At 63.6% G+C, this 26,965-nt stretch carries 26 protein-coding genes and 1 pseudogene; 10 read left to right on the top strand and 17 right to left on the bottom strand.

Annotation, left to right across the window (positions count from 1 at the left end):
* Nucleotides 1-115: 115 nt before the first annotated feature.
* Nucleotides 116-1,817: pseudogene (locus tag SINAR_RS01000000133550) on the bottom strand (LysM peptidoglycan-binding domain-containing protein).
* Between the two features lie 244 nt (nt 1,818-2,061).
* Here SINAR_RS01000000133550 and SINAR_RS0115355 point away from each other — a divergent pair.
* Nucleotides 2,062-2,679, top strand: coding sequence for an LOG family protein (locus SINAR_RS0115355; protein ID WP_027999926.1), 618 nt, complete (start codon nt 2,062-2,064; stop codon nt 2,677-2,679).
* 122 nt (nt 2,680-2,801) lie between these two features.
* Here SINAR_RS0115355 and rarD read toward each other — a convergent pair whose 3' ends face one another.
* The 7 genes from rarD to cysS all read right to left on the bottom strand — a co-directional run bounded on the left by rarD (nt 2,802) and on the right by cysS (nt 9,430).
* Complete coding sequence (gene rarD, locus SINAR_RS0115350; RefSeq protein WP_027999925.1) at nt 2,802-3,743, bottom strand: EamA family transporter RarD; 942 nt, start codon at nt 3,741-3,743, stop codon at nt 2,802-2,804.
* A 173-nt stretch (nt 3,744-3,916) separates the two neighbouring features.
* On the bottom strand, nt 3,917-5,533 hold the full coding sequence (gene cimA, locus SINAR_RS0115345) for a citramalate synthase (RefSeq protein WP_027999924.1): 1,617 nt from the start codon (nt 5,531-5,533) through the stop codon (nt 3,917-3,919).
* 54 nt (nt 5,534-5,587) lie between these two features.
* Nucleotides 5,588-6,550, bottom strand: coding sequence for a prolyl aminopeptidase (pip, locus tag SINAR_RS0115340; protein WP_027999923.1), 963 nt, complete (start codon nt 6,548-6,550; stop codon nt 5,588-5,590).
* Entirely contained in the window at nt 6,547-7,047 is a 501-nt protein-coding gene (locus tag SINAR_RS0115335; RefSeq protein ID WP_027999922.1) for a GFA family protein, read from the bottom strand. Before SINAR_RS0115335 ends, pip begins: the two co-directional genes overlap by 4 nt.
* Nucleotides 7,044-7,523: a GFA family protein gene (locus tag SINAR_RS0115330; protein ID WP_027999921.1), complete on the bottom strand. Its 480-nt coding sequence runs from the start codon at nt 7,521-7,523 to the stop codon at nt 7,044-7,046. The genes SINAR_RS0115335 and SINAR_RS0115330 overlap by 4 nt, the downstream gene beginning before the upstream one ends.
* Nucleotides 7,520-8,002, bottom strand: a complete 483-nt coding sequence (locus tag SINAR_RS0115325) for a GFA family protein (RefSeq protein WP_027999920.1) — start codon at nt 8,000-8,002, stop codon at nt 7,520-7,522. The genes SINAR_RS0115330 and SINAR_RS0115325 overlap by 4 nt, the downstream gene beginning before the upstream one ends.
* A 27-nt stretch (nt 8,003-8,029) precedes the next feature.
* On the bottom strand, nt 8,030-9,430 hold the full coding sequence (cysS, locus tag SINAR_RS0115320; RefSeq protein WP_027999919.1) for a cysteine--tRNA ligase: 1,401 nt from the start codon (nt 9,428-9,430) through the stop codon (nt 8,030-8,032).
* 412 nt (nt 9,431-9,842) lie between these two features.
* Between cysS and SINAR_RS1000000135425 the strand changes: the two genes are divergently transcribed.
* Nucleotides 9,843-9,992: a hypothetical protein gene (locus SINAR_RS1000000135425; protein WP_084617449.1), complete on the top strand. Its 150-nt coding sequence runs from the start codon at nt 9,843-9,845 to the stop codon at nt 9,990-9,992.
* A 195-nt stretch (nt 9,993-10,187) separates the two neighbouring features.
* Here the strand turns inward: SINAR_RS1000000135425 and SINAR_RS0115310 are convergent, their stop codons facing one another.
* Nucleotides 10,188-11,021 (bottom strand): SOS response-associated peptidase, encoded by an 834-nt coding sequence (locus tag SINAR_RS0115310; protein WP_027999918.1) that lies wholly within the window; start codon nt 11,019-11,021, stop codon nt 10,188-10,190.
* Here SINAR_RS0115310 and SINAR_RS0115305 point away from each other — a divergent pair.
* The 8 genes from SINAR_RS0115305 to SINAR_RS0115270 all read left to right on the top strand — a co-directional run bounded on the left by SINAR_RS0115305 (nt 11,020) and on the right by SINAR_RS0115270 (nt 16,168).
* Nucleotides 11,020-11,484: an NUDIX hydrolase gene (locus tag SINAR_RS0115305; RefSeq protein WP_027999917.1), complete on the top strand. Its 465-nt coding sequence runs from the start codon at nt 11,020-11,022 to the stop codon at nt 11,482-11,484. The two genes, SINAR_RS0115310 and SINAR_RS0115305, sit on opposite strands and share 2 nt — an antisense overlap.
* The gene (locus SINAR_RS0115300; protein WP_027999916.1) at nt 11,481-11,918 is read left to right on the top strand and encodes a TIGR02301 family protein; all 438 of its coding nucleotides are present in this window, start codon (nt 11,481-11,483) and stop codon (nt 11,916-11,918) included. The genes SINAR_RS0115305 and SINAR_RS0115300 overlap by 4 nt, the downstream gene beginning before the upstream one ends.
* 158 nt (nt 11,919-12,076) lie before the next feature.
* Nucleotides 12,077-12,346: a hypothetical protein gene (locus SINAR_RS0115295; protein ID WP_010969047.1), complete on the top strand. Its 270-nt coding sequence runs from the start codon at nt 12,077-12,079 to the stop codon at nt 12,344-12,346.
* A 15-nt stretch (nt 12,347-12,361) separates the two neighbouring features.
* Nucleotides 12,362-13,108, top strand: coding sequence for a hypothetical protein (locus SINAR_RS0115290; RefSeq protein WP_027999915.1), 747 nt, complete (start codon nt 12,362-12,364; stop codon nt 13,106-13,108).
* A 109-nt stretch (nt 13,109-13,217) separates the two neighbouring features.
* On the top strand, nt 13,218-14,066 hold the full coding sequence (gene ygfZ / locus SINAR_RS0115285; protein ID WP_027999914.1) for a CAF17-like 4Fe-4S cluster assembly/insertion protein YgfZ: 849 nt from the start codon (nt 13,218-13,220) through the stop codon (nt 14,064-14,066).
* Nucleotides 14,063-14,671 (top strand): YfbR-like 5'-deoxynucleotidase, encoded by a 609-nt coding sequence (locus SINAR_RS0115280; RefSeq protein ID WP_027999913.1) that lies wholly within the window; start codon nt 14,063-14,065, stop codon nt 14,669-14,671. Before ygfZ ends, SINAR_RS0115280 begins: the two co-directional genes overlap by 4 nt.
* Nucleotides 14,672-14,673: 2 nt before the next feature.
* The gene (locus SINAR_RS0115275) at nt 14,674-15,207 is read left to right on the top strand and encodes a tyrosine phosphatase family protein (protein WP_027999912.1); all 534 of its coding nucleotides are present in this window, start codon (nt 14,674-14,676) and stop codon (nt 15,205-15,207) included.
* The gene (locus SINAR_RS0115270; protein ID WP_027999911.1) at nt 15,161-16,168 is read left to right on the top strand and encodes an NUDIX hydrolase; all 1,008 of its coding nucleotides are present in this window, start codon (nt 15,161-15,163) and stop codon (nt 16,166-16,168) included. The genes SINAR_RS0115275 and SINAR_RS0115270 overlap by 47 nt, the downstream gene beginning before the upstream one ends.
* Nucleotides 16,169-16,565: 397 nt before the next feature.
* Here SINAR_RS0115270 and SINAR_RS0115265 read toward each other — a convergent pair whose 3' ends face one another.
* The 8 genes from SINAR_RS0115265 to SINAR_RS0115230 all read right to left on the bottom strand — a co-directional run bounded on the left by SINAR_RS0115265 (nt 16,566) and on the right by SINAR_RS0115230 (nt 26,818).
* Nucleotides 16,566-17,084 (bottom strand): superoxide dismutase family protein, encoded by a 519-nt coding sequence (locus tag SINAR_RS0115265; protein WP_027999910.1) that lies wholly within the window; start codon nt 17,082-17,084, stop codon nt 16,566-16,568.
* 101 nt (nt 17,085-17,185) lie between these two features.
* A complete protein-coding gene (nadC, locus tag SINAR_RS0115260) occupies nt 17,186-18,085 on the bottom strand; it encodes a carboxylating nicotinate-nucleotide diphosphorylase (RefSeq protein ID WP_027999909.1) in 900 nt (299 codons plus the stop codon).
* A 49-nt stretch (nt 18,086-18,134) separates the two neighbouring features.
* Nucleotides 18,135-19,733, bottom strand: a complete 1,599-nt coding sequence (locus SINAR_RS0115255; protein WP_027999908.1) for an L-aspartate oxidase — start codon at nt 19,731-19,733, stop codon at nt 18,135-18,137.
* Nucleotides 19,734-19,825: 92 nt separating this feature from the next.
* A complete protein-coding gene (gene nadA / locus SINAR_RS0115250; protein ID WP_027999907.1) occupies nt 19,826-20,905 on the bottom strand; it encodes a quinolinate synthase NadA in 1,080 nt (359 codons plus the stop codon).
* 184 nt (nt 20,906-21,089) lie between these two features.
* Entirely contained in the window at nt 21,090-22,328 is a 1,239-nt protein-coding gene (locus SINAR_RS0115245; protein WP_027999906.1) for an MFS transporter, read from the bottom strand.
* A 125-nt stretch (nt 22,329-22,453) separates the two neighbouring features.
* Complete coding sequence (locus SINAR_RS0115240; protein WP_027999905.1) at nt 22,454-23,302, bottom strand: MOSC domain-containing protein; 849 nt, start codon at nt 23,300-23,302, stop codon at nt 22,454-22,456.
* Nucleotides 23,303-23,381: 79 nt separating this feature from the next.
* Complete coding sequence (locus tag SINAR_RS0115235) at nt 23,382-24,038, bottom strand: HD domain-containing protein (RefSeq protein ID WP_027999904.1); 657 nt, start codon at nt 24,036-24,038, stop codon at nt 23,382-23,384.
* Nucleotides 24,035-26,818 (bottom strand): DUF2339 domain-containing protein, encoded by a 2,784-nt coding sequence (locus SINAR_RS0115230; protein ID WP_027999903.1) that lies wholly within the window; start codon nt 26,816-26,818, stop codon nt 24,035-24,037. Before SINAR_RS0115230 ends, SINAR_RS0115235 begins: the two co-directional genes overlap by 4 nt.
* Nucleotides 26,819-26,965: the final 147 nt, after the last annotated feature.

Here is a 26,965-nt window from a genome sequence, read left to right as displayed (position 1 = left end):
CCTTTAGAGCGTGTCGAGGGGAAAGTGTGCGGCTTCCCGCCCTCACACGGCTCCAACCCATTCGAAATCGACGACTTCCGTGATTTAGGCCGATAACGACCTAAATCGTCGTGATCTAGTGCCGCATATGCTTGCGGTGGATCTCCCGCGATTCTTCCTCGGAAAGCGTCTCGTCCGGAACCCCGAAAACCTGGCCAGGTCGGATCAGGTCCGGATTTTCGATCTGCTCGCGATTCGCAAGGTAAATGGTGGTGTAACGCAGACCGGCCCCGTAAACGCGGCGCGATATCTGCCACAGCGTATCGCCGCGGCGGATGATCACCGACGTCTTGCTCTCCTTGAGCGGCGCCTGTTCGATGGTCGCCGGCTGTTCCTTTGCCGCATCCGACGCCGGCGCCGCGGCCTGTTCGACAGCGGCTGGGCTTGTGCCGCCGGCTGCCGAAGGCTCGGCCGGCTTGGCGACGTCGCTCGCCTGCATGGCCAAGGCACCGGCGGATGCCACCGAGGTACCGCCATTCTGCCGCGTCAATGCAGTACCGAGAGCGCCGTCGAACTTCTCCACCGCCGCCGCGACGCTCGCAGGGTCCTGCGGCGCAGCCTTCAGCGCGTCCAGAGCCGTCGCGGCCGCCCTGGAGGCTTCGGCGGCCGCTGCCGCCAAAGCCGGGTCGGAGTTGTCGGCCGGTTTGAATTCGGCGAGCGACTGAAGGGCGAATTCGGTTGCGGAGCGGGCTGCGGCGAGCTGCTCCGAGGAAGGCTGCTTCCCGTCGGAGAAAAGCCCTTTCAGCAAGGTGAGCGCCTTGCCCGCTTCCGTCTTCAGGCTGTCGAGACCCGTCGTAGCCGCACCGAGCGTCGAACCGGCAATGGCGGCAACCTGGGCACCCGACGGCCTGTCGAAAGGCACGGAGGCACGCATCGCCACCTTGCTCGCATCTTCATTCATCATATCGGCGCGGATGATGTGGCTGCCGACCGAGAGTTCGATCGCGCCGTCGACGACGAAATGTCCCTTGTCATCGGCTTTCACCTCACCCAGCAGCTTGTCGTCCGCGTAAATGCGGACAAGAGCGGCGGGGCTTGGCGTTGCCCGCGACATACATCATGCTGCCTTCGATCTCGACCGCCGTCACCTGCAGTCCGGGAATGGTCGCCGGAGAGGCGGGAGAAACGGAAGCCCCGCCAGGCTCGCCGGCCGGCTGCGTGTCCGCCTCGACGGCTGCCTGCATCGGTTTCGGTTCAGCTTCCGGCGTCGTGATCAGCCGGCTCGCCTTGCCCGCTTTCGATACCATCGCCAGCAGCTGTCCGCTCGAATCCTTCGGCACCGAAACGGTCGCGACCTCCTCCGACGTCTTGCTGCGTCCCCCTGAGTCGACGCTTCTAAGCGTCAGTTGGTGGTCGCCTGCCGCAAGCGGCTTGTCGAAGACGGCGGCAAAATCGCCTCCCGCGCCGACCTCTGCGGTACCGACGACCGTGTCGCCGCTCAGAATCTCGAGCTTCGTGCCGGGCTGGGCCCTGCCCGCGACGACTGTCGAGCCGTCCGGTTCGACACGCAGGACGTCAAATCCAGGGACGGTCCAATTCGCCACCGGATCGGAGGTCTCCGATGCCGCAGCCTGTTCCTCTGCGGTGCCTTGCGGGGTCGCGGGCGGGTTTGCAGCGCTTGTTGCCGCCGCCGTTTGGCTGGACTGCTCGCCTGCTCCGGATTGAGCCACAGCCTCCTTGTCGCTATCACGCAGATTTGGCTGAACCACGAAGACCATCAATGCGGTCGCGATTGCCAGGACGCCAAGGGCCACCCAGCTGGCCTTATTCTTAATCATGCCACTCTCCACAGGGCGGAGCGCCTTGATGCTCCCCGCATGCCCCATCGGCCGGCGCTGCTACGCTAGCTGTGCATTATAGCGCAACCGCAGCACACTGTCCGAATTCTTCAATGTATTACTGAAATTGCTAACGTTTCTTATAGTTCTATACAAGCGCTCACTATGGCTTCGACGCTCGACAGACGGAGATTTTTCCTCCATTTTCCTTGACCCGCGCTGCACTGCAATGTCTGGTGGGCCCATGAACAAGGAAACTACGCCGATTCTATCCGTTTGCGTTTATTGCGGTTCTCAGCCCGGGCGGGACGACGCCCACATCCAGGCGGACCGCATTCTCGGCAAATCCATCGCCGATCATGGCCTGCGTGTCGTTTATGGCGGCGGCACGCGCGGAATCATGGGCGCCGTGGCAAGCGGCGTGCTTTCGGCCGGCGGCCACGTGACCGGCATCATTCCCGAATTCCTGATGGACAAGGAAGCGACCCGCCACTCGCTCGGTCAGCTCAACGAGCTGATCGTGACCGCCGACATGCATGAGCGCAAGCACAAGATGTTCGAGCGCGCCGACGCCTTCGTGGCCCTTCCGGGCGGGATCGGCACGCTCGAGGAAATCGTCGAAATCATGACCTGGGCGCAGCTCGGCCGCCACAGGAAGCCGATGGTCTTCGGCAATGTAAACGGCTTCTGGGATCCGATGCTGGAGCTGATCGACCACATGCGCGACCAGGGATTCGTCCATACCGCACATCTCGTGCAGCCGCTGGTGATCGACCGGGCCGAGGACATCGTCCCCGGGATCCTTGCCTCAGCCCGCGCGAACGGGCGCGACGGCGAAGCCGAGATTATCTCCAGGCTCTGATGCAAGAGCACTTCCAGGAAAATGTGTAACGGTTTTCCACGGGAAGTGGGCGATATCAAAGAGTTGACAGCCGTTTACTGTTTCACCGTTTCAATGAAACAGCAGGACGCCGTCAACTCTGTTTATTCGGCTGGCGTCGGTTGAACCGCGCGCCGCGACCTGCTCTCCGCAAGCATCGCACCCGAATAAATGAAAAGTGCGGCCCAGATCAGGGCGAAGGCGATCAGTTTCGCCGTTCCGAAGGGTTCATGGAAGATGAACACGGCGATCAGGAATATCATCGTCGGAGCGATGTATTGCATGATCCCGATGGTCGAAAGCCGGAGCAGCTTCGCGCCATTGGCGTAGATCATCAGCGGCACGGCGGTGACGATGCCGCAGGCAAGGAGCAGCAGGACATCCGTCATGTTGGCGGCGCCGAGGAAGTGGCCCTTCCCCGTGGCCTCGAGCCAGATGATGTAGCCGGCAGCCGGGATACTCAGCAGCAGCACTTCGAGAAAGAAGCCCTGGTTCGGTCCGACCGGAAGGGTCTTGCGGAAGAAGGCGTAGAAACCCCAGGAAAAGCACAGCCCGATCGATACCCAGGGAAGACCGCCCGCGTCGAAGGCGAGAACGCCGACGGCGACCGCGGCAAGACCGATCGCCACCATCTGCGCCGGATTTGGCCTCTCCTTCAGCAGCAGCGCACCGAGAAAAATCGAAAACAGCGGGTTGATATAGTAGCCGAGTGCCGTCTCGATGGCTCGCCCCGCCCCGATCGCCCACACATAGATGCCCCAGTTGACCGTGATGAGAGCCGCCGTAAGCGTGGCCATCATCAGCACGCGCGGTGAGCGAAGCGCAACCTTCACGTCCTGCGTGCGGCCGAGCCATAGGAGCACGAGGCCCGCAAGCGGCACCGACCAGACGATACGATGCGCCACGACCTCCGCGGCAGGGATATGCGACACCGCCTTCATGAAGAAAGGCAGGAAGCCCCACAGCAGGTAGGCTGCAAGCGCGAAGGCGAAACCTTTCGGGGAATCGACATTCTCTGCGGGCACGTTCGCATTTTGCTCGGCCATGATTTCGATCCTGAAATTCCACCGGAGCCGAGCGGAAAGCGCTCCGGTCGCAATCGACGGCGACCCCTCTCGGGAGCAATTGCCGTCACTCTTCCTGCGTCCTACTCCAACAGAAAGTGATGCACCAATTCATTTCCGTGAACCGATGAATGAACGGCGCTCATGCACGCGGTTCACTCCGCCGCGATCAAGCCGACCTGGTCACGGTTCTTGAGCAGCTTATAGACGATACTGTCCATCAACGCCTGAAATGAGGCGTCAATGATGTTGTCGGACACGCCCACCGTCCACCAGCGCGCGCCTGTGCGGTCCGTCGACTCGATCAGCACGCGGGTGACGGCCTCGGTGCCGCCGTTGAGGATGCGCACCTTGTAATCGGCCAGCTCGAGGTCGGCGATCTCCGACTGATACTTCCCGAGGTCCTTGCGAAGCGCGAGGTCGAGCGCGTTGACCGGGCCGTGACCCTCGGCGACAGACATCATCGTCTCGCCGTCAACGATCACCTTGACCACGGCTTCCGACACCGTCTTCAGTTTGCCGTTCGCATCGAATCGGCGCTCGACCATGACCCGAAAGCTCTCCACCCGGAAGAAATCGGGCACGGAGCCGAGAATGCGGCTCGCGAGCAGCGCGAAGCTCGCATCCGCGCCCTCATAGGCATACCCCGTCGCCTCGCGTTCCTTGACGATCGAGATCAACTTGTCGAGCCGTGGGTCGTCCTTGGAGACCGTGATGCCGCGCCGCTTGAGGGCATTGATGAAATTGGCCTTGCCGCCCTGATCCGAGACCATGACCTTGCGCAGGTTGCCGACGGTTTCCGGCGCGACGTGCTCGTAGGTTCTCGGATCCTTGAGCAGCGCAGAGGCGTGGATACCGGCTTTGGTGGCAAAAGCCGAAGCGCCGACATAAGGAGCCTGGGGATCGGGCGAGCGGTTGAGCAACTCGTCGAAGGCATGGGCGAGCTTGGTCAGCTCCTGGAGCCTTTCGGCATCGATTCCCGTCTCGAAGCGGCTCGAATAGGCTTCCTTCAACCCAAGCGTCGCAATCAGCGTGACAAGATTGGCGTTGCCGCAACGTTCGCCGATGCCGTTGAGCGTGCCCTGTATCTGACGAACGCCGGCTTCGATTGCCGCCAGCGAGTTGGCCACCGCCTGCCCCGTATCGTTATGCGCGTGGATGCCGAGATTTGCACCGGGCACACCCGCCGCGATCACGGCCGAGACGATATCGCGGATTTCGGGAGTCTGCGTCCCGCCATTGGTGTCGCAAAGCACGACCCAGCGGGCGCCCGCGTCGCGAGCCGTTTTCGCGCAAGCGATCGCATAGGCGGGGTTCGCCTTGTATCCGTCGAAGAAATGCTCGCAATCCACCATCGCCTCGCGCCCGGATGAGACGACCGCCTCGACGGATGCGCGGATATTGTCGAGATTCTCCTCGTTGGAGCAGCCGAGCGCCACTTTGACATGATAGTCCCAGCTCTTGGCGACAAGACAGATCGCATCGCTCTTCGCGTCCAGCAGCGCATTGAGGCCCGGGTCGTTGGAAGCGGAGACGCCGGCGCGCTTGGTCATGCCGAAGGCGACGAAGGAAGCCTGCTCGGTGCGCCGGCACTTGAAGAATTCCGTGTCCGTCGGATTGGCGCCGGGATACCCGCCCTCAACGTAATCCATGCCGAATTGATCGAGCAGGGACGCGATGGCGATCTTGTCCTCAACGGAAAAGTCGATGCCGGGCGTCTGCTGTCCGTCCCGAAGCGTCGTGTCGAAGAGATAGATGCGTTCCCTGGTCATGTCTCGGTTCCAACTGCAATTCACGGCTCGATTACGGTGTTCTTCCCATCCGCCCTATTCGACCTTGCCGGCGAATTTGTCGGTCGCGCGGATCAGACGGTCGAGAATGCCCGGCTCCGAATAGGCATGTCCCGCCCCCTCGACGAGATGGAATTCGGCGTCGGGCCAAGCTTTGTGCAACTGCCAGGCATATTTCGCCGGGCACGGCATGTCGTAGCGGCCGTGTACGATCACACCCGGGATTGCGTGTAGCTTGTGCGCATCGCGCAGCAATTGCCCCTCCTCCAGCCAGCCGGCGTTGACGAAGAAGTGGTTCTCGATGCGTGCGAACGCATGAGCGTACTCCTCGTCCTCGAAGGGCGTACTGGTGGCCGGCTCCGGCAGCAGGGTGATTGTCTCCCCCTCCCATATGCTCCAGGCCCTGGCCGCGGCAAGCCGCGTCGCACGGTCCTCACTCGTGAGGCGCCGGTGATAGGCCCGCATCATCTCATGGCGTTCTTCCGGCGGGATCGGGGCGATGAAACGCTCCCACTTGTCGGGGAACATTTCCGAGACGCCGAACTGATAGTACCAGTCGAGCTCGGCCTTGGTCAGCGTGTAAATACCCCTGACGACGAGCTCGGAGACCCGCTCAGGATGGTTCTCGGCATAGGCGAGCGCCAGCGTCGATCCCCAGGAGCCGCCGAAGACGAGCCATTTGTCGACGGCGGCCAGTTCCCGCAGCCGTTCGATATCAGCCACGAGATGCCAGGTCGTATTGGCCTCGATTTCCGCATGCGGCGTCGACTTGCCGCAGCCACGCTGATCGAACAGCATCACGTCGTAGAGTTCCGGATCGAACAGCCGTCGATGGTTCGGCGAGATCGTACCGCCCGGACCGCCATGCAGGAAGACCGCCGGCTTGGCTCCGGGCGTGCCCACCCGCTCCCAATAGACCGCATGGCCGTCGCCGACATGGAGGTGACCGGACGCATAGGGCTCGATTTCGGGATAGAGGGTGCGCAACTGAGAACTCACGGTAGATCTTCCTCGGGCGGCCAGTGCACCGTGTCGTAGTCGGGATGCTGGCGGTTGGTTTCCAGGACAATGAGATGACGCTCTGCGGCCGCTTTGCTGCCGTCGTCCGTTTCCCTCTCCGGCAGGGCCGGCAGATGCGAAAACCAGAACATTCGCGCCTCGACGCCAGACTGATAGACCGGCTGCACGTCATCCGGATCGTCGAGCGAGCCGAGCGCGATGTTCAGGAAGCTCGCCTCCGGCATGTCGTAGAAAAGCGGTGTCCCGCAGTCGCGGCAGAAGCCGCGGCGAACGAGACCGGACGATCGGAACCAGGCGGGCTGGCCGCGCGTGATGCGGAAATCCTCGCGCGCAACGTTGGCGAGCGGCAGAAAGTAGTTGCCCGCGGCCTTCTGACACATACGGCAATGGCAGATATGCGGATCGTCCAGCGTGCCCTCGGCGCGATACCGCACCGCGCCGCACTGGCAGCCGCCGGTGAAGATGCGTCCGATCATCGTCCCCAGACCCCGCCCGGCGGCCACTGCTCCGTCTCGTGATCCGGGTGCTGAAACGAGATGATCTGCTCCTGCCGCCCATAATAGGCGGGATCGTCGTGAACCGGCTGCTCGAAGATTGTTTCGACCCAGGGAAGCCGGGACTGGTAATTGACCTGGATTTGCGGCGCGAGATCGGAGCGGTCGTCGAATGCGCCTATGGCGATTTCGAGGCCGCCGGGATGCCGATAGGTCAGCGGCGTTCCGCATTTCGGGCAGAAGCCGCGATCGATATTGACCGATGACTGGAAATAGCTCGGTTCGTCACGGGTCCACTCGACCCCATCCTTCGGCGCCGTCACCAAGGCGGAGAAGAACGAGCCGAACTGCTTCTGACACATGCGGCAATGGCAGATCGAGGGGCGCCCGAGCTCTCCGTGGATGCGGAAGCGAACGGCCCCGCACTGGCAGCCTCCAGTCCTGACGGTATTGCTCATCCTCTTTCCTCCGGTGGCCAGGTTTCGGTGTCGTGGTCGGGATGCTGATAGGAAACGAGATCGGCGAGAAACGAGACGGCCTCGGCGTCGGCCATGGTCTTTTCTCCAGGCAGTTCGGATATATGATCCACATAGGGCAGTTTCCCTTCGACGCCCCATTGGATCGCCGGCACGATGCCTTCCGGCCTGTCGAAAGCAGCGATCGCGAGCGCCATGCCGTCCGGCGCCTCGTAGGTCAGCGGCGTTCCGCAGTCGCCGCAGAAGCCGCGCCAGACGACATTCGAGGACTGGAAGCGCTCGCGCTCGCCCCGGGTCCATACGAGCTTCGCGCCGCGTACGGAAACAAGCGGCAGGTAGAAATTGCCGCTCGCCTTCTGGCACATGCGGCAATGACAGACGGAAGCATCGCCGAGTTTGCCCTCGACGCGAAACCGGACCGCGCCACACTGGCACCCGCCCGCATGTATCTCGTCAGCCATATCGCCCTCCTCCTTCCTCATCCCGCTCTAGACCTGAGACCGCTTCACCTCCCAGGTGGTCACCCGTTCGCCGGTCTCGGGGTCCTTGCCGTCCTTGAGCTGAATGCCTCTCGCAAGGAGATCGGCGCGAATGCCGTCGGCCTCCACGTAGTTCTTGGCCTTCAGCAGTTCCAGGCGCTCACGTACCCGGCCATCGATCTCGCGGACAACCGCCTGGTCGAGCTCGACCTCCTTCGGCACCACCCCGAGAAGCGCCGCGCTGGCGGCGAAGGCCCCGAGATGGCGCGAGTCGGCGGAAGCCTTCTGCGCCAGCGCATGCAGCGCCTGGATGGCCGCCACGGTGTTGAGATCGTCCGCCAGGGCGGCGACGACGGCCGGATCCGCCTCGCCCGAGGCGTCGCCGTAGACCGGCCATTTCGACAGCAGGTGCTCGGCCTCTTCCAGCCGCTTGATCGAGAAGTCGATGGGCTCGCGGTAATGGGTCATCAGCATCGCCAGCCGCAGCACCTCGCCCGGCCATTTGCGGCCGCCGAATTTCTCGACGTGGAGAAGCTCGTAAATGGTGATGAAATTGCCCTCGGATTTCGACATCTTGCGGCCTTCGACCTGCAGGAAGCCGTTGTGCATCCAGACATTCGCCATGACCTTCGTGCCATGGGCGCAGCGCGACTGGGCGATCTCGTTCTCGTGATGCGGGAAGATCAGGTCGATGCCGCCCGCGTGTATGTCGAAGACCTCGCCGAGATAGCGCTCGCTCATCGCGGAGCATTCGATGTGCCAGCCGGGCCGCCCGCGACCCCAGGGGCCGTCCCAGCCCGGCTCGTGCTCGGCGGAGAGCTTCCAGAGCACGAAATCGCCCGGGTTTTTCTTGTGCGCCTCGACGGCGACGCGGGCACCCGCCTGCTGCTCGTCGAGATTGCGCTTGGAGAGCTGGCCGTAATCGTCCATCGACCGCGTGTCGAAGAGCACCTCGCCTTCGGCCTCATAGGCATGACCCTTGGCGATCAGCTTTTCTATGATCTCGATCATCCCGGCGATGTTCTCGGTGGCGCGCGGCTGCACTGTCGGCTCGAGGCAGCCGAGGGCCGCCGCATCTTCGAGGAACTGCGTCTCGGTCTTCTCGGTTACATGCCGGATCGCCTCGTTCAGCGGCAGCCCGGGATAATCGCGCAATGCCCGCGCGTTGATCTTGTCGTCCACGTCGGTGATGTTGCGCGCATAGGTGACGTGATCCGCCCCATAGACGTGACGAAGCAGCCGGAACAGGACGTCGAAGACGATGATCGGACGTGCATTGCCGATATGGGCATAATCGTAGACCGTCGGGCCGCAGACATACATGCGGACGTTTTGAGGATCTATCGGCCGGAAATCGGTCTTCTCCCGCGTCAGCGTGTTGTACAGCTTCAAAATCGGCATGGCGCCCATCCAATCTCCAAATCTGCATGCAGCCGCCAGAACATAATCGCCGGGTGGCCCCGCGCGTTTGTCATCTTGGATTTCTGGAGACGAAAACGGCCAGGCCAGCGGATCGGCTAGCGAATAATCTTCCGGCAAATGATGCAGATAACCGTTTTCATGGCGCCCCTTATCGCGCGTCGTCCGGCGCCGGTCAAGAGGCGAACCACGCGCAGGCGAAACTCGTGATTCTACAACCATTGCGGCCATGGATTTGTCACGATTGGGCTATCTGGAACTCGTCGGAGGGGAAGGAGATTCGCAAATGCAGCCCGACACTGCATCAAGTCCTGTTTCCCGAGGAACAACGGGGACACGGTTTTCGTTGAAAATTCACGAGGGCTAATGTTCCCAACAGGGAAAACACCAAGGAAGACATGCAATGAAGGCCGCCAAAATTGCCGAACGCAACCCGCCGCCATCCGATCTGCTGACGAAATACCGCCCCCTTGGCCTGAAGGCCGTCCTCGCAGCCGCGCTGCAGGTCAGGACGAAACCGGCCGACAAGAAGATCGCGAAGCGTTCGGCTTAACCTTCGGAGGCCCACGTCGGCCCCTCACCCTAACCCTCTCCCCGCAAGCGGGGCGAGGGGACGAGTTTGCCGCTTGCGTTCTCCTTCCAGTGGGTACCCAGGTGGACGAGCGGGCACCGCTTGTCCCTTTTCCCCGTGTACGGAGAGAAGGTCGCGGCAGTGGGATGAGGGGCACCTGCCCCGTTGATCGTTCTGCTAAAACAGCGACATCTGCCCGCCATCATCATCCCGATCGTCAGCCCGCGCCCTCTTGGGGATCGGCACTGCGGGCGTGATCTCGTCCTGAAGCTCGGGGCCGGTGTTGCCAACCTTGTTCACCTTGTCCGAAACGGGGATTGCTTCGAAATAATCCTCCGCCGCCGGCACCATGAGATCGGCCACTTCGCGGGGCTCCTGGCTCTTGCAGTCGAGCCAGCGGGAAAAATCTTCCGGCTGGATAACGACCGGCATGCGGTCATGGATATGGCTGACGGCGCGGTTGGCGTCGGTCGTCAGAACCGCCGCGGTGTCGACCTCCGAACCGTCGGCGGAAGACCATGTCTCCATGAGGCCGGCAAAGGCCACGATTCCGCCCTTTTTCGGACGAACCCAATAGGCCTGCGAGGCCTCCCGGCTGCCCTTGGCCGGGCGGCGCCATTCGTAGAAACCGGAGGCCGGCACCAGCACGCGGCGATGGCGCATTGCTGCGCGGAACGCTGCCTTGCCGATCGCCGTTTCGGCCCGCGCATTGATGAGCAGCGGAAACTTGCGCGGGTCCTTGACCCAGCTGGGCGTGAAGCCCCAGCGGACCAGTAGGGCTTTGCGTTCCGGCAGGTTGCTGCCGGGTTCTGACCGATCGGAGGCGACGATCACGATGATCGGCTGCGTCGGCGCGATATTGAAGCGCGCAGGAAAGCCCTCCGCCTCCAGCAGGCCAAACAGCTCTAGCAATTCCTCCGGCGTCGCCGTAAGCGCAAAACGTCCGCACATGACATTGATGTGGCACTTCACATAATATGGGTCAACGACCGAGGTGATTTTCGATTCCATGACGACGAAGCAACCAGAGCGCGCCTCCTCCGCCATTCTCGAACGGAACGGCCGTTACCTTCTTATCCGGCGGGCCAATCCGCCGTCAGCCGACATGTACGCTTTTCCCGGCGGCAGGGCCGAACCCGGGGAAACCCCTGCGCAAACGGCATTGCGCGAACTCGCCGAGGAAACCGGCATCAGCGCCCGCGATCCCGTGCTTTTCGAAACCTATGATTTGCCCGGGACGGTACCGCAGGAGCGTCACTTCCTGCTCTCGGTCTTCACCGTCGAAGCCGATTCCGATGCGGTCGCGATCGCCTGCGATGATGCGGCCGGTGTCGGCTGGTTCACACCGGAGGAGATTTTCACCTTGCCCATTCCGGAAAGCGTACGCGACTGCGTGGAAAAGCTGCGGACCGGTGGGCCCAGGCGTGTATCTGGGCTCGAAAGGGGCGCCAGTTCGGATTTGAGGGGCTCATGATCGAACCGCGGTTCCCGTTCGGACTGTTGTTGGCAGGCATCCTCGTCGTGACCGCCGCAGGCGCGACGGCCCAGGAACAGCAGCCCGCCTCGCAAACGACCGCTCCCTCCCCGGATTCGGCGGAAAAGCCGACCCCTTATGACCAGCGGTTGATCCGCCTGGCCGAGATTCTCGGCTCGGTGCATTACCTGCGCAATCTCTGTCTCGACCAGGCCGAAGACGACTGGCGCCGCTCCGCGCAGGAACTGATCGACAAGGAGGCCGCAGGAGAGCCGAAACGGCGCGAGCGCATAACCGCCGCTTTCAACCGGGGGTATCGGACCTTCGCCTCGGTATACACCAGATGTACGGAGCCCGCGACGCTCGCGGAAGAGCGCTACCGTGCCGAAGGTGCAACACTCGCCTCGGAAATCGTCGCGCGCTTTGGAAATTAGGACGATATTAACCTCTTTTTCCCTGACCCCGTGTCGTTTCGGGAAAAGGCTGCTAAGTTTGTTAAGAGAGTGATAAGAAGTAGCCGGCCTGTCCGCCCGTTCAGTTGCGGTTCAGCGGACAGGCGGTAGGTTAGCCAAGTGCACATAGTGGAAGCCGCATGGAACGAATGATGGAACCAAGCCTGACAGACATCGACGACATGATCGTCCACGAGAAGATGCAGGCGGCGCTCGAACACCAGAACGAGGCTTGGGCGGATGGCATGGCCGACGGCATCGAGCCCGAGATCATCGCCGATGCGGCGATTGCGCTGGCCATGCGTGAAACCGTCCGGCTCCATGGCGAAGAAGGTGCCGAGGCAATGCTGAATTCGCTTCGCGAGCGCATGCTCGCCGGAGAATTCTCGCCAGAGCGGACGATTCAGTAACATCAGGACTGCCCGATGAACCGGAACCCTGCAAACCGGGCTTCCCCGGTTGGTCTCGTTGTGTTGCTGCTGGCGAGTGCGACCATGACCGCCGCGCCGGCGCTGGCCCTCAGTGAGTTTCCGGACGCACCTGTCTCCATTGCCGGCGAACAGAACGCAGCTCCGAGCGAAGGGCGCGACGGCGCCTCGCCGGAAGAACGGACCCCTCTCGAAATTCCGATGCCCGACCCTCTCGTCGACAGGACCGCGGTCGAGCCAAAGGATGATGAGATCGCCGCGCCCGAGGTGGTAGAGCCCATCGAGGTGCTGACGGATGTCTCGAAAATCCCGGTGCCGGTCGCACGCATGCGCGAACTGATCGTCGAGGCCGCGGCTTCGGGTGACATAGAGCGGTTGCGTCCGCTGCTCGGCAAGGGCCCCACCCAGACCCAGGTTACCGCCACCGCCGGGGAAGACGACCCGATTGCCGCCCTCAAAAGTCTTTCCGGCGACCAGGACGGCATCGAAATTCTGGCCATCCTCCTCGATGTCATGTCGACGGGCTTCGTGCTTGCGGACAAGGGTACTCCCGAGGAGGCCTATGTCTGGCCCTATTTCGCCGAGAAGCCGCTCTCGTCGCTGACCGCCCCGGAAAAGGTCGACCTCTTCCGGCTGGTGACCGCCGGCGACTTCGCCGGGATGGAAGAGTTCGGCAGCTACAATTTCTACCGCGTCGGCATCACGCCGGATGGAAGGTGGAAGTTCTTCGTCGCGGGCGATTGAGCGCGTCTCGTGCCGGAGCGACGGGAATACTGACGGATCCCGCTCGGGCATGCTTGCCCTTCCCCGGCAGACATCCTACCTCTTCGGGATAGAGAATAGGACTCGACATATGCCAAAGCTTTGCCTCGACGACCGGGCAATCATTCGTGTCTCCGGAAAGGACGCGGAGAACCTTCTTCAGACGCTGATCACGACGGATGTCGCCACGCTGGCTCCAGATGAGGTCCGGCCCGGTGCGCTCCTGACGCCGCAGGGCAAGATTCTGTTCGATTTCCTGATCTCCCGCGACGGCGAAGCGTTGCGGCTGGACACGACGGAGGACCAGGCCGAAGCGCTGCTCAAGCGCCTGACGATGTACAAGTTGCGCTCGGCAGTGGAACTCTCCCTCAACTCGCCGGAGCCGGTCACCGTCGTATTCGGAGAGGATGCGCCTGCCGAGAGCTACCGCGATCATCGGTTCGAGAAGGCGGGCATGTCCGTTTTCCGCCTCTATCGCGACATGCCTGCCGCGGAAGCCGGCATCGCCGCGTTCGACCGGCTCAGGATCGCGGCGGGCGTCGCCGTCGCCGGCCGCGACTATGACCTGCAGGACGCCTTTCCGCACGATGTGCTGATGGACCTGAATGGCGGCCTTTCCTTCCGCAAGGGCTGCTATGTCGGGCAGGAAGTCGTTTCGCGAATGCAGCACCGCGGCACCGCGAGACGCCGCCTCGTCATCGTCGCCGGCGAGGCGACGCTGCCGCCGACCGGAACGGGCATTTCCGTCAATGGGCGGCCGATCGGTTCTCTCGGCACCGTACTGGATCGGGACGGCCTGGCTATCGTCAGGACCGACAAGGCGGGCGAAGCGATCGTCAAGGGTGAGGCCATTCTTGCCGGCGACGTGCCCGTTACCGTGACGCTGCCCGCCTGGACGGGGCTCGCCTTTCCGAGCGAGGCAGACGAGGCGAGCGCATGATGAATGCGCGTGCGTGGCAGCGTATGCTTTCCGGCAGGCGGCTCGATCTTCTCGATCCCTCGCCGCTCGATGTCGAGCTTTCCGACATTGCGCACGGGCTCGCCCGCGTAGCGCGGTGGAATGGGCAGACTTCCGGCGACCACGCCTTCTCCGTTGCCCAGCACAGCCTCGTCGTCGAGGAGATATTCCGCCGCACCAACCGCTGCGATGCCCAGGATTGCCTGATGGCCCTGCTTCACGACGCGCCGGAATATGTCATCGGCGACATGATCTCGCCGTTCAAGGCCGTCGTCGGCGGCGGCTACAAGACCGTGGAGAAGCGCCTGGAGAATGCGGTCCATCTCCGCTTCGGGCTTCCCGCTCACACGCCCAAGGAGCTCAAGGAACGGATCAAGAAGGCCGACCGCATCGCCGCCTATTTCGAAGCGACGGAGCTTGCCGGCTTTTCCGCCGAGGAGGCCCGCAAGTTCTTCGGCCAGCCGCGCGGCATCACCCGCGATATGTTGCTGATCGATCCTCTGCCAGCAGTCGAGGCGCAGCGGCTCTTCGCAGCGCGCTTCAATACGTTGGAGTCCGAGCGCGCCAAGGCGGGACAGGAGGCGTGACCATGACGGCTATCGTGGTCTCACCGCTTCGGCGCATCGCGGAAATGGCCGTCAGGCATGGCTGCCGCGAAATGCTGAGCCTGCTCGCAAAAGGCCAGGATTTTCATCGTCCCGCCGTTATCGACAAGGCGAAGCATCTGACGATCGGGGTCAACGACATCAGTTTTGCCGGAACGGGCGACCTCATCGCCCCGCAGGAAGAGCACGTCCAGCGGATCATCGATTTCGCCCGCAAATGGGACCGGACGCGGCCGATGCTCATACATTGCTGGATGGGTGTCTCCCGCTCGCCCGCGGCCGCGCTGATCGCCGCACTCGCCGTCGAACCGGATCAGGACGATCATGCGCTCGCCGTGCGCCTCCGGGTTGCATCGCCCTTCGCCACGCCGAATGCGCGGCTCGTGGAAATCGGCGACCGGGCGTTGTCGCGCAAGGGTGCACTCGTCGCCGCGGTACGCGCCATCGGGCGCGGCGCGGATGCCGACGGCAATGCGCCTTTCGTCCTGCCCCTGCAAGACGTGCAACATGCCCGGTGAAGCGCAGCCCGTCACGGTCGAGATCGGGCTCAATGCCGTGATCGTCGCTGTCGTCAACCGCAGCCCGCGCATCCTCGCGGTGAGCGAGACGGACGGGGACGCTCGCGACAGCCTGCCCTTCGGACCGTTCGACCCGGCCCGCCACCGTACCTTCGAGGCAAGCCTGCGGGCGCGTGTCGAGAAGCGTACGGCGCTCAAGCTCGGCTATATCGAGCAGCTTTACACCTTCGGCGACCGAGGGCGCCAGCGGCTGCCCGGCGAGGAAGGCAAGCACATGGTATCCGTCGGCTATCTCGCGCTGACGCGCACCGACGCCGAGAACAATGAGAGGCTCGCCGAAGCCGGCGCCCATTGGCGCGACTGGTACGGCTATCTGCCTTGGGAAGACTGGCGCCTCGGGCGCCCCACGATACTCGATCAGGCCATCCTGCCGGCGCTTGCCCGCTGGGAATCCGGAGACGAGAAGTCGCCCTCGGCGGCACAGCGCCGTTCAAGGGTCCGCCTCGCCTTCGGCCTTGACGACTTTCCCTGGGACGAAGAACGCGTGCTGGAGCGCTACGAACTGCTCTACGAGGCGGGACTGGTGCGCGAGGCTGTCATCGACGGCCATTGCCGCGATCCGGAGAGCCCGGCGGCAGGGCTGGCGATGCGCCACGATCACCGCCGGATCGCCGCGACCGCCGTCGCGAGACTGCGCGGCAAGCTCAAATACCGGCCTGTTGTTTTCGAACTGATGCCGCCGGCCTTCACCCTCACCGACCTGCAGGCAACCGTCGAGGCGATCTCAGGGCGCCATCTTCACAAGCAGAACTTCCGCCGCCTCGTCGAAGGAGCGGAGCTCGTCGAGCCGACGGGAGAGACCCTGGCATCGACCGGCGGCCGTCCGGCCGCACTCTTCCGCTTCCGCCGGCAGATCCTGGACGAGCGGCCCGCGCCCGGCCTCAAGCTTGGCGGGCGCTGATACGGCCGCGAGGCTGGCATAAACGCAAACGGCAGTTGCGGCGGATCCGCAACGCGCGGCTTACCGTCGGCGCCGTCAACTGCCGCTATAGGTGGAGTAGCCGCGCGGCGCAATGCCAGCGCTGGCTTGCTTACCCGAAACCCCTTCTGCGTCTCGCGCGCCAGAGGTCCGATATCAAGCAATGATACGACGCGACCTATCTGCTGATGCCGGCCGGCAGCCACCTGCGTCACCTCGGCGGTTGCGGCATAGCAAGGCTTTCACGGAAATCAGCTGGTCCACCACGTCCTTCGGCTGAAAGAGCCCTTCCCGCGCCGCAAACGCGGCGCTGCTGGATCTCTGTGACAAGCATGCGGCATAGCTCGGACGCGCACAGAAACGTACTGGGCGACATGCACTACTTCACCACCGCGCAGGCCAGCCGGTCGCCGGCATCTCCGGAGGGCTGGCTGCGATTGTCGTCCGAATGCGCGTGAATCACCAGGGCCCGGCCGCGAAGGGCGGTAGCCTTGTCGTCGAGAGACACGAAGCTGTTGAATATCTGGGCGCGCAGGGTGCCATCGGCGCCGACATACTGGTTCGGCATGTCGCCGGCATGCGGGCCATTGGAAGCGAGAAAGCCGTGCTCGGCATTTTCATCCTCGCCGGCAAAATGCTCTCCCGCCGACTTGAACCCGTCCTTGGGATCGCAGCGCCCCATTTCGTGCGCGTGAAAAGCGACCCAGGTATCCTTCGGCAGGCCGCTTATCTCCATCTCGATCAGCACGCCCTTGCCGCCCGCCGTCAAAGTGGCCCGCCCGATGTCCGTGCCGTCCTTGCCCACGAACTCGGCCGTCGCCGTTTGCGAGGATTGTTGCGCCGAAGCGGCAGCTGTCATTCCTGCCGCACAGACGACAGCGATCATCGTTCTCATCATCGGAGTCTCCTCATCGCGCTCGAGCAATGGGGAACAACGCGCAGCTGCCGGTGTCGTTCCGCGGAAACGCGGCTGAGTTGCAGCCAATCCGGCGAAACGGGCTAAATCGACACGTCCAGACCGATGTCGAGCGTTGGTGCGGCCATCGTGATCTTCGATGTCGAGATGTAGTCGACGCCCGTTTCGGCAATTGCCCGAATGGTTTCGATCTTCACGTTTCCCGACGCCTCCAGCCTGGTGCGGCGCAGGTCGCCGGGATAGGAAGCGGCGGACAGGCCCCAATGTACTGCGTTGATCGCGACGGCCTCGCTGAGCAGTTCCGGTCCCATATTGTCGAGCAGGACCACGTCCGGAGAGGCAGTCAGCGCCTCGCGCAACTGTGCGAGCCCATCCACCTCCACCTCGACCTTCACCAGGTGGCCGCAATAGGCCCGGGCCGCGCGGATGGCGCCGGCAACGCCGCCGGAGACGGCGATGTGGTTGTCCTTGATCAGCACCGCGTCGTCGAGCCCGTAGCGATGGTTGGAGCCGCCGCCGAGGCGAACGGCATATTTCTCAAGCGCGCGAAGCCCGGGAATCGTCTTGCGCGTGCAGCAGACCTTGGCGTTCGTATGGGCGATCTCATCGGCGAAGGTTGCCGTGTAGGTCGCAACCCCCGAGAGATGCATGAGGAAGTTGAGCGCCACCCGCTCGGCCGAAAGAAGCCCGCGGGCACGCCCGGAGATCCGGGCAATCGTCGCGCCCGCCGCCACCCGGTCGCCGTCCCCCGCGAGCGCCTCGAAGCGGATCGACGGATCGATCAGGCGGAAGGCCGTGCGGGCGAGTTCCAGTCCCGCAACGACGCCCGCTTCACGCACGCCCATCTTCGCGGTGGCTGTTTGACCCGGGCCGATGGTCGAGAGGGTGGTGATGTCGCCGGCCCGGCCGAGATCTTCCAGAAGGGCCGCTTTCGCCTGCTCCTCGACCATGAGAGCGGGCAGTTCCGGGCGAAGGGCGGTCATGATGTCATTCCTGCGGTTAGAATATTCCAATCTTGTGCGTTTGGCGCCGTCATGCCGGCTCGCTCTCGGTCACTTCCGCGGCCAGACGCTCCGCCTGGGCGAGCGTCAGGTAGGTTCGCCGCCGCCATTCCGGCCGCTCCTCCGGGCTATCGGCTCGAAAATGACCGCCGCGGCTTTCCGTCCGCTGCAGCGCGGCGATCGCGATGAGCTTGGCCGTGGTTGCGATATTGGCGAAGCGCAGGCGCCTGTTGGTCCGCTCGAGTTCCGCGATTCCCCGGATGGCGCGCGTCAGGCTTTCGCGCGTACGCACGACCCCGACGCAGTCGCTCATCAATTGCCGCAGCACTTTGAAAGGCGGGCTGTCTTCGACCGTCACCGGATCATCGTTCTCGCCGGCGTTGTCGCCCCAGGGGGTCAGCTTCGGAGCCGGCAAGCTTCCCTTGATGTTTTCCGCGATGCGCGCCGCGAAGACGACCGCCTCCAGCAAGGAATTCGACGCAAGGCGGTTCGCGCCGTGAACGCCGGTCGACGTCACTTCGCCCGCCGCCCACAGGCCGTCGATGGAGGTCCGCCCCTCCCCGTCCGTCAGCACGCCGCCCATGTGGTAGTGCACGGCAGGCGTGACGGGGATCGGCTGCCTTACCGGATCGATGCCCGCTGCGATGCACGAAGCGTAGACGGTCGGGAACATCTCGGGGAAATGTTTGCCGACGGCCTTGGTGCAGTCGAGGAAGGCGCCGCGTCCGGCTTGCACTTCCGCGAAAACACCACGCGAAACGACATCGCGCGGCGCGAGCTCTCCATCGGGATGAATGTCGAGCATGAAACGATGGCCTTCCGAATTGATCAGGACGGCGCCATCGCCGCGCAACGCCTCGGTCGCCAGCGGCGCCGGGTCCTTGCCGATGTCTATCGCGGTCGGATGAAACTGGACGAATTCGGGATCGGCAATGATGGCGCCCGCCCGCGCCGCCATGCCGACGCCCTGGCCGCATGCCTCCCAGGGATTGGTGGTGACGGCGTAGAGATGCCCGACGCCGCCCGAGCAAAGCACGACGGCGCGCGCTGGGAAGGAAACGCGGCTCTTCGACTGGCCGGCATCCGGCCGTGCGATGACGCCGGAAATGAACCGGCCCTCGCGCACCAGTTCCTCGACCACGTAACCCTCGATCACCCGGATAGACGGGGTGTTGCGCACCGCGGCAATCAGCGCCTCCATGATCGACTTTCCTGCCATGTCGCCCTTGACGCGGACGATGCGCCGCTCGGAATGCGCAGCTTCGCGCGAAAGCAGGAGCTTGCCCTCGAGATCGCGGTCGAAGGGCACCCCGAATTCGAGCAGGTCATGGATGCGAGCCGGACCCTCTGCGACCATCATCCGGGTCATCTTCTCGTCGACGATGCCGGCGCCCGCCGCGAGCGTGTCGGCGACATGCTTTTCGAATGTGTCGCCCTTGCTCATCGCCGCGGCGATCCCGCCTTGCGCCCAGGCCGAGGAGGCGCCGTAGCCGATCGGTGCGGCGGCGAGGATCGTGACGGGACGCGGCGCCAGTTTCAGCGCGCAGAAAAGCCCGGCAAGGCCGCCGCCGACGATGACGATGTCATCGATCCCGTTGAAAGACTGCGGACGAAAATGGTCGGTCAGCATGGCTCGGTACTCCTCCAGACAGCGGCGCCGCGCGTCCTATTTTGAACCCTGCATGCCTCGGCATGCCTCCCGGAACAACTCCGGCGGATCGATTACTGCTTGAGGTTCACCATGCGCTCGACCGCCAGGCGCGCGCGGTCGGCGATCGCCGGATCGACCAGAACCTCCTCCGTCATGTTAAGCAGGCTGTCGAGGATCTTCGGCAGCGTGATACGCTTCATATGCGGACACAGATTGCAGGGCTTGACGAAATCGACGTCATTGACCTCCGCCTGGATGTTGGACGCCATCGAGCATTCCGTCACCAGCAGCACCCGTTGCGGCCGCTTATCCTTGACGTAATTGATCATGCCCGAAGTGGAACCGGAGAAGTCGCACACGGCGATGACATCCGGGTGGCATTCCGGATGGCCGACGATCTCGATACCGGGATTGGCTTCCTTGTAGGCGAGGAGCTCGGCTGCCGTGAAGCGCTCGTGCACTTCGCAATGGCCTTTCCACGTCAGGATCTTCTTGTTCGTCTGGCGCGCCACGTTCATCGCCAGATATTCGTCCGGAATGCACAGTACCCTATCGGAGTCGAGGCTTTCGACCACCGCAAGCACATTGGAGGAGGTGCAGCAGATATCGGTTTCCGCCTTCACGTCGGCCGAGGTGTTGACGTAGGTGACGACCGGTACGCCCGGATAGCGTTGTCTGAGGAGCCGCACATCTGCCCCGGTGATCGACTCGGAAAGCGAGCATCCTGCTCTCGCGTCCGGAATGAGCACGGTCTTTTCCGGATTGAGCAGCTTCGAGGTCTCAGCCATGAAGTGCACGCCGCACTGAACGATGATCTGCGCGTCGACCTTCGTGGCGTCGCGGGCAAGCTGAAGTGAATCGCCGACGATATCAGCCACGCAGTGAAAAATATCCGGCGTCTGGTAATTGTGGGCCAGGATGACCGCATTGCGCTCTTTCTTCAGCCGGTTGATCGCATGGACATAGGGCGCGTAGGCCGCCCACTCGAACGCCGGAATGAAGTCCTTGACCTTTTCGTAAAGATGCTCGGTCTCGCGGGCGATGGCCGGAGTGAAGGCGAGGTTCGGCTTCTCGATGACGCCGAAGCGTTCCGCAGCGCTCACGAAGGCTTTAGCGGGGGCCGCCTCCTTGCGAAGGTCAAGAGTTGTCATCGGGCTCTCCTCTCTCGCCGTTTCCGGCAAACCGCGAATTATGCTCAAAATGAGCATAATTGGCGCAAAACAAAAGCGGCTGAGCCGCCGAAACTGATTTAGAAAGTTTTGTGACAGATTTCAAGTTCGTAAGGGAGAAACAATGCGCCCGCTTATGACGGGCGCATCGAACATTTTTTTGTCGTCAGGCCAATGCCGGACGGGCGACGGCACGCTCTTCGATCGGCCAGTGAACGATGGCTGCGAAGATACCGAGTGCCACACCCACCCACCAGACGGGATCGTAAGAGCCGAATTGGTCGTAGAGATAGCCGCCCATCCATACGCCCAGGAATGAACCGATCTGATGCGACAGGAAGACGATGCCGCCGAGCAGGCCGAGGTGCCGCGTTCCGAACATGATCGCCACCAGTCCATTGGTCGGCGGCACCGTCGAGAGCCACAAGAGACCCATGACGACCGCGAAGACGATGACCGATGTCGGCGTCTGCGGCAGCAGCAGGAAGGCCGAGACGGCGACTGAACGGGCCAGATAGATGAGCGCCAGGAAATAGGGTTTCGAATAGCGCTGGCCGATGATGCCGGCCGAAAACGAGCCGATGATGTTGAAGAAGCCTATCAATGCCAGTGCGATTACCGCATAGCGCGCATCGATGCCGATATCGCCGATATAGGCCGGGAAATGGGCCGTGATGAAAGCGACCTGATAGCCGCAGACGAAGAAACCTGAGACGAGCAGAAGATAGCTCTTGTGGCCGAGTGCTTCCTTGAGCGCTTCGCTGACCGTCTGCTTGTACAATGCCTCGGACTGGCGTCCGGACGCGGCATTGCCGCGCAGCGGAATCGCAAAGAGCGGAACAAGCAGCATCAGGAGGCCGAGATAGACGAGACTGTCAGACCAGCCATAGGCGGAGATGAGGCCTTGGCTCAGCGGCGCGAAGAGGAACATGCCGGCCGAGCCGGCAGCGGTGCCTATGCCGAAAGCGAGTGAGCGCTGCTCGGGCGCGACGTTGCGCGCAAAGGCGGAAAGCACAATGCCGAAGGAGCCGGACGCAACGCCCAGACCGACCAACACGCCGCCGCCGATATGCAGCCAGATCGGCGCATCCGCGAAGGCCATCAGGATGAGTCCCGCGGCGTAGACGAGTCCGGAGAGCGCAAGCACGCGCCAGGTGCCGAACTTGTCGGCGATCGCGCCGAAGAACGGCTGGCCAAGTCCCCAGCACAGATTTTGAAATGCCATTGCGAGGCCGAAAGTCGTTCGGTCCCAGCCCTTTTCGGCGAGCATCGGCAGTTGGAAGAATCCCATGGCGGAGCGCGGACCGAACGTCAGCATCGCGATGATCGAGCCGGCGACGATGATGAGCCACGGCAGGCCGCTGCGCTCGACCGGACGGCTGACTGCAGAAGAAACGGCGGACATGGGCAAGCTCCTGATGATGAGGGGCCATCCTATGGCGGCGCCTGCTTCGGGGGAAGCCAATTAAATTGACGATGCGATCACAGGAATTGATGCGCCGGCCGCAGCCGCGTTCCTGCGGACCCGTCTCAGCCGGCGGAACGCAGCTTCATCGGCCAACGCTCATTGCGGCGCACGACCTCGACCGCATCACCGAGGCCGAGGATTCCCTCGCCGCGCGGCACGGCGTTCCAGCCGAAGAGCACGCCGGGAACGCGTCTGTCCGCAGACATGCGCTTCTCCGAAAGACCCTGGATCGGGTTGCCGCCCGTACGTTCGCCGGTCGTTTGATCCTGGGTGGTCATGATGCACCGGGCACAGGGCTTGACCAGATCGAAGATGATGCCCGAGATCTCGATGCTTTCCCAAAGATCTTCTGCCCAAGGCTCATCGCAATCGATGAGGATATTGGTGCGGAAGCGTTCCATGCCGACCGGTTCCTGCCCCTTCTCGAGCAGGGTGCGGTTGAGGTCGGCGAGCGAGCCCGTCGTCGTGACGAGAACCGGGAAGCCGTCAGCGAATCCGACGGGCGCCGCCGTTCCCGCCCATTCGGCGCCGACGAGCCGCTCGGCTTTGTCGTCCATATGGACGAGCTTGACGGGGCGGCCGAACCAGCCGGAAAGCACTTCATTGGCCGCCTCACTTGCGACGGCCGCATTGACGTCGCTCGACCAGACCCGAATGTCGAGGCGGTCATTCGGGTCGAAGCGGACGGAGAGCTCCTCGCCCTTCATCCTGAGGCGCACGCCGCCCTCGACATGCTCCGCCTCGACTTGCGCCAGCGCCTGCAATTCGCGCTGGGTGATGAAATGTCCATCGGGTCCGGTCAGCATGAAGCGCCGGTCGCCGGCTACCCCGTCGAGATTGACGGTCACGGCCGTTTGCGGCACCGCACGGCCGCTCTTCAAGGGATGGATGTTGAGGCCGATCACTTTCATCACAGAGGTTCCATATTGAGGAATTGATTCAGCGCGCTCGCAAAATGATTCATGCGGCCGCGATAAACCTTTGAAGGATTTAGATTTCATCGAGCATCATGGCAAGCATGCTGCGCAGCCGGGCTTCGCGTTCCAGGGCCAGACGCCGCCCCGCTCCGGTCTGGAAGCCGCCGGAGAGACGGAAGAGCTTCGTTTCGAAGTGATCAATAGCGAAAGCCTTGTCGTCGAGCGGCCGCTCCTCGGCCAGGGGATCAAGCGGATCGTAGAGGGCGCTGCCCATGCGTCCGGCTATGTAGAAGCAACGCGCGGCGCCGACCATGCCGATGGCGTCCAGGCGATCCGCATCCTGCAGGATTTTCGCCTCCAGCGTTTCCGGTGCGAGATTGGCCGAAAAGCTGTGCGTCAGAATGGCATGCGCTACGGATGAAATCTCCGCCGCGCACCAGCCGAGGCCGCCGAGGATTTCGGACGCCTTTTCCGCCGCCAGCCGCGACGCCTCGGCCCGCAACGGAGAGTTCTTTTCGACTGAAACGCAGTCATGCAGCAGCACGGCGGCGGCGAGCCGGCGCGTGTCGCCGCCCTCCTCCGACTGGATGCGGGCAGCGTTTTTCCAGACGCGAATGAGGTGCGAGGCGTCATGCGAGCCGTCATCGGCGGCAAAGGCATGCGGAAGGAGTTCCACGGCCAGACGGTCGTGAGGAGCGAATGCGGCTGTCAGTGCGGAGAGCCGGGTCATGCCCGCTGACCCCCGCTTCCAGCGCTGCCCGACAATATCCTTTGATAGAAGAGCCCGATGCCGATCAGTACGGCGCCGAGGCCGATGAAAGACAGCGCCCGCAGGAAGCCTTCAAGATTGGACATGTCGACCAGGAAGACCTTGAGCACCGCGACGAAGACGAGAACCGCCGAAGCAATCCGGATGCTCTTTGCGTCGAGACGCGAGCCGGCCACGAGCAGCAGAACGCCGAGCACGAGCCACACGACCGAATAGGTGTAGGTTTCGCCCTGGAGGAATCCCTTCCAGTCGGCAACGTTCTGGCCCTGCCAGAAGCGGCGAACGCTTAAGGTGGCCCAGGTGAAGGCAAGGATGGCGCCGCTGACGGCGAGCGCCACGACATAGGGCTGCGGCCGTCGGCCGCGTGCATACCACGCAAGCCCGAAATAGCCGATGGCGGGCAGCAGATAGCCGATGAGGAGCAGATCGAAGAAGGGAACGCTTCCGAGCAGTTCTCCGCTGAAATAGGGGTTCAGGCCGACAAGATGCGCCCCGAGCACGGAGAGCATGGACAAAACGCCAAGCGCCATACCTCCGTAGCGGAACACCGGGCTCGGCGACCTTCCGTCGAGCGTCATGAATATTCCCGAAGCGCCGATGGCGAGGAGGGTGTAGATCGCCTGTTCGCCAAGCGTCGGAACGGAGCTGTCGAGCACGCCGCGGTTCATTGCATGGCGCACGAGCATTGCAAGCGTCAACAGGACGAAGAGGCTTGCGAGCGCCTGCAGCAGGTTTCGTACGCGCAGGTCCGGCCAAGCCCGCAGAAAATAGGCGGAGGCGACGAGCAACAGTGCCGGGATGCCGTAGCCCGGGAGCAGCCCGTTGAAGACGGGCGTCGTTCCGAGACTGCTCGGCCCGACGATCGTCGGCTCCCAGGCAATTCGCGCGAGAACGACGACCCCGCCGGCCACCGTTACCCAGGGAAGAACCGGCCAGGAGCGCAGACGCGTCGCGAAGCTGTATCCGGCACCAAGGAGCGCGATCGCCAGGGTGGTCACCAAGCCGTCGGTCCAGGCATGAAGCCCGATGACGAAGAGGCCGAATGAGCCGAGCGCCAGCAGCCCCCCATCGACATCGGTATTGCCTGCCCCGGCGCTCCGGCGATAGAGCCATTCGACTAGCCCGAGAAGGAACAGCCCGCCGGCGAACGCAGCGAGGCCATGCGGCAGGTCGAAGGCGAAATTGCCTGTCATCACGAACGACATGGCCAGAAGCGCATTCGGCACCACGGCGGCCATGCCCGCCCAAAGGGCTGCGAATTGCCGCCCTCCCGCCCGGCGGCGGGCAAGGACGAAGGCGCCGAGAAGGACGAAGAGCGCCGACAGCGTCATGGCGGTCAGCATGGCCGTGCGACCGGGGACGACGATCTGAGGCGGCAAATCGGCAAATGACGGATCGAGATAGGCAAGCACACCGCTGAGCGCGGTCAGGCTCCAGGTGCCGGCGATGGCGCCGAAGCCGGCGAGCAGTGCCGGATAGACTGCCGTCGCCCTCAAAGACCCTGCCGCCGCCAGCGCCGCGATGACGATCGCAAATTCGCTCACCGGGAAGCGCGCAGCGTCTACTGCGGGGCTGATGAACAGGAGCGCGAGAGCGGTGGTCACGAGCGCCGCCGAAATGGCGATGCCGGCGTGCGGCGGTTTGAAGAGGCTCTCCCATGCACCCGGCGCAGTCGCATCCATTGCGGCGGCCGTCGTTCCGCTCGCTTCATCCGTCCGGGCACGCCCCGGCCAGATCAGCGCGACACCGGCTATCATCACCAGGAGCGCGAAGGTGACCGGAGGCGCTTCGAAAGGTGCGGCGAGCGCTACATAGGCAAGCCCCCAAAGGCCAAGGCCGGCATTGGCAAGAGTCGGCACCACCGTCCAGCGCCGCAGGCGCGACGCGGCGAGCGTGGCGAGCCAGGCGACCGCGAGGAAGCCGAACAACACCCACGGACGCGGCTCTCCGCTCGACACGAAGAGCGGCGTCAGAAGCGATGCCAGAAGGCCGAGGCCGGCGAGCGCCTGGCCATGCAGCAGCGAGAGCCCGACGGTGGCAAGAGAAACCAGCGCCAGCAGGACGAAGGCGGAGCCGGTGCCGATGAAATCGTAAATACCATAGGCCGCATAGACGACACCGAAGAGCGTGACCGCACCGGCGGCGGTCAGCACGCCGGGGATCATCGCATTGCGGTACCGGTCGGCGATGGCAGGCACGGCGCGGCGCCGGATCACCTCGCCGGCTATTGCGAGCACGAATCCGAAAACGGCGGCAAGCATCAGGCGGACCGCCGGGCTCAAAAGCCCGGCCTCGATCGAATACTGCACGAGAAAATAGCCGCCCAGCGCCAGCGCCAGGCCGCCGACCCAGACCGGCCATCGCCCGCCGATCCGGCTCTCCAGGCTCTCGGTCGGTTCTGCCGCAGCGAAGGGCGTCGCCGGCGCCGCGATCTCCTCGTCTGGCGGGGCGCTCTGCGCAGTGCCCCTCGCTTCGTCAGCAGCGGCACGCGCGTCCTGCCGCGCCCGTGCCCAAGGACCGTCGGCTTTTGCCTCCGACTCGGCAGCGGCTGTAACGTCAATCTCTGGCGGAGTGGCGGATGCGAGGTCCTCCGCAGGCGCTGCCGCCCCTTCCCTCGCGAGCCGGGCGATTTCCGTCTTCAGACTTTCGATTTCGCCTTCAAGCCGCTCGGCCGTCCTGCGGCCGCCGAGGAAAGCGGCGAGCGCCATCACAAAGGCTAGAAGAGCTATGGCCTCGAGCATCCGTTCCCCCGGCGTCATCATGGTCGATTCGGCAACGTTAGCGCGAAACGGTCGCCGAAAATATCCTGCGCCTGACATCTGAGGCCTACACGGCTTTGGGCATCGCGACCGGGTCGTCGTCAACGAAGTGGCAGCCGGTCGACGGCA

It is taken from the genome of Sinorhizobium arboris LMG 14919 (assembly GCF_000427465.1).
Taxonomy (GTDB): Bacteria; Pseudomonadota; Alphaproteobacteria; order Rhizobiales; family Rhizobiaceae; genus Sinorhizobium; species Sinorhizobium arboris.
The sequence above is the reverse complement of the archived record's forward strand: the minus strand, read 5'-3'. Positions and strand labels throughout refer to the sequence as shown.

Coding starts and splice junctions, on each gene's coding strand:
- SINAR_RS0115355 (WP_027999926.1), top strand. CDS start 2,062: ATGAACAAGGAAACTACGCCGATTCTATCCGTTTGCGTTTATTGCGGT.
- rarD (WP_027999925.1), bottom strand. CDS start 3,743: ATGGCCGAGCAAAATGCGAACGTGCCCGCAGAGAATGTCGATTCCCCG.
- cimA (WP_027999924.1), bottom strand. CDS start 5,533: ATGACCAGGGAACGCATCTATCTCTTCGACACGACGCTTCGGGACGGA.
- SINAR_RS0115335 (WP_027999922.1), bottom strand. CDS start 7,047: ATGATCGGACGCATCTTCACCGGCGGCTGCCAGTGCGGCGCGGTGCGG.
- SINAR_RS0115330 (WP_027999921.1), bottom strand. CDS start 7,523: ATGAGCAATACCGTCAGGACTGGAGGCTGCCAGTGCGGGGCCGTTCGC.
- SINAR_RS0115325 (WP_027999920.1), bottom strand. CDS start 8,002: ATGGCTGACGAGATACATGCGGGCGGGTGCCAGTGTGGCGCGGTCCGG.
- cysS (WP_027999919.1), bottom strand. CDS start 9,430: ATGGGCGCCATGCCGATTTTGAAGCTGTACAACACGCTGACGCGGGAG.
- SINAR_RS1000000135425 (WP_084617449.1), top strand. CDS start 9,843: ATGAAGGCCGCCAAAATTGCCGAACGCAACCCGCCGCCATCCGATCTG.
- SINAR_RS0115305 (WP_027999917.1), top strand. CDS start 11,020: ATGACGACGAAGCAACCAGAGCGCGCCTCCTCCGCCATTCTCGAACGG.
- SINAR_RS0115310 (WP_027999918.1), bottom strand. CDS start 11,021: ATGGAATCGAAAATCACCTCGGTCGTTGACCCATATTATGTGAAGTGC.
- SINAR_RS0115300 (WP_027999916.1), top strand. CDS start 11,481: ATGATCGAACCGCGGTTCCCGTTCGGACTGTTGTTGGCAGGCATCCTC.
- SINAR_RS0115295 (WP_010969047.1), top strand. CDS start 12,077: ATGGAACGAATGATGGAACCAAGCCTGACAGACATCGACGACATGATC.
- SINAR_RS0115290 (WP_027999915.1), top strand. CDS start 12,362: ATGAACCGGAACCCTGCAAACCGGGCTTCCCCGGTTGGTCTCGTTGTG.
- ygfZ (WP_027999914.1), top strand. CDS start 13,218: ATGCCAAAGCTTTGCCTCGACGACCGGGCAATCATTCGTGTCTCCGGA.
- SINAR_RS0115280 (WP_027999913.1), top strand. CDS start 14,063: ATGATGAATGCGCGTGCGTGGCAGCGTATGCTTTCCGGCAGGCGGCTC.
- SINAR_RS0115275 (WP_027999912.1), top strand. CDS start 14,674: ATGACGGCTATCGTGGTCTCACCGCTTCGGCGCATCGCGGAAATGGCC.
- SINAR_RS0115270 (WP_027999911.1), top strand. CDS start 15,161: ATGCGCCTTTCGTCCTGCCCCTGCAAGACGTGCAACATGCCCGGTGAA.
- SINAR_RS0115265 (WP_027999910.1), bottom strand. CDS start 17,084: ATGATGAGAACGATGATCGCTGTCGTCTGTGCGGCAGGAATGACAGCT.
- nadC (WP_027999909.1), bottom strand. CDS start 18,085: ATGACCGCCCTTCGCCCGGAACTGCCCGCTCTCATGGTCGAGGAGCAG.
- SINAR_RS0115255 (WP_027999908.1), bottom strand. CDS start 19,733: ATGCTGACCGACCATTTTCGTCCGCAGTCTTTCAACGGGATCGATGAC.
- nadA (WP_027999907.1), bottom strand. CDS start 20,905: ATGACAACTCTTGACCTTCGCAAGGAGGCGGCCCCCGCTAAAGCCTTC.
- SINAR_RS0115245 (WP_027999906.1), bottom strand. CDS start 22,328: ATGTCCGCCGTTTCTTCTGCAGTCAGCCGTCCGGTCGAGCGCAGCGGC.
- SINAR_RS0115240 (WP_027999905.1), bottom strand. CDS start 23,302: ATGAAAGTGATCGGCCTCAACATCCATCCCTTGAAGAGCGGCCGTGCG.
- SINAR_RS0115235 (WP_027999904.1), bottom strand. CDS start 24,038: ATGACCCGGCTCTCCGCACTGACAGCCGCATTCGCTCCTCACGACCGT.
- SINAR_RS0115230 (WP_027999903.1), bottom strand. CDS start 26,818: ATGCTCGAGGCCATAGCTCTTCTAGCCTTTGTGATGGCGCTCGCCGCT.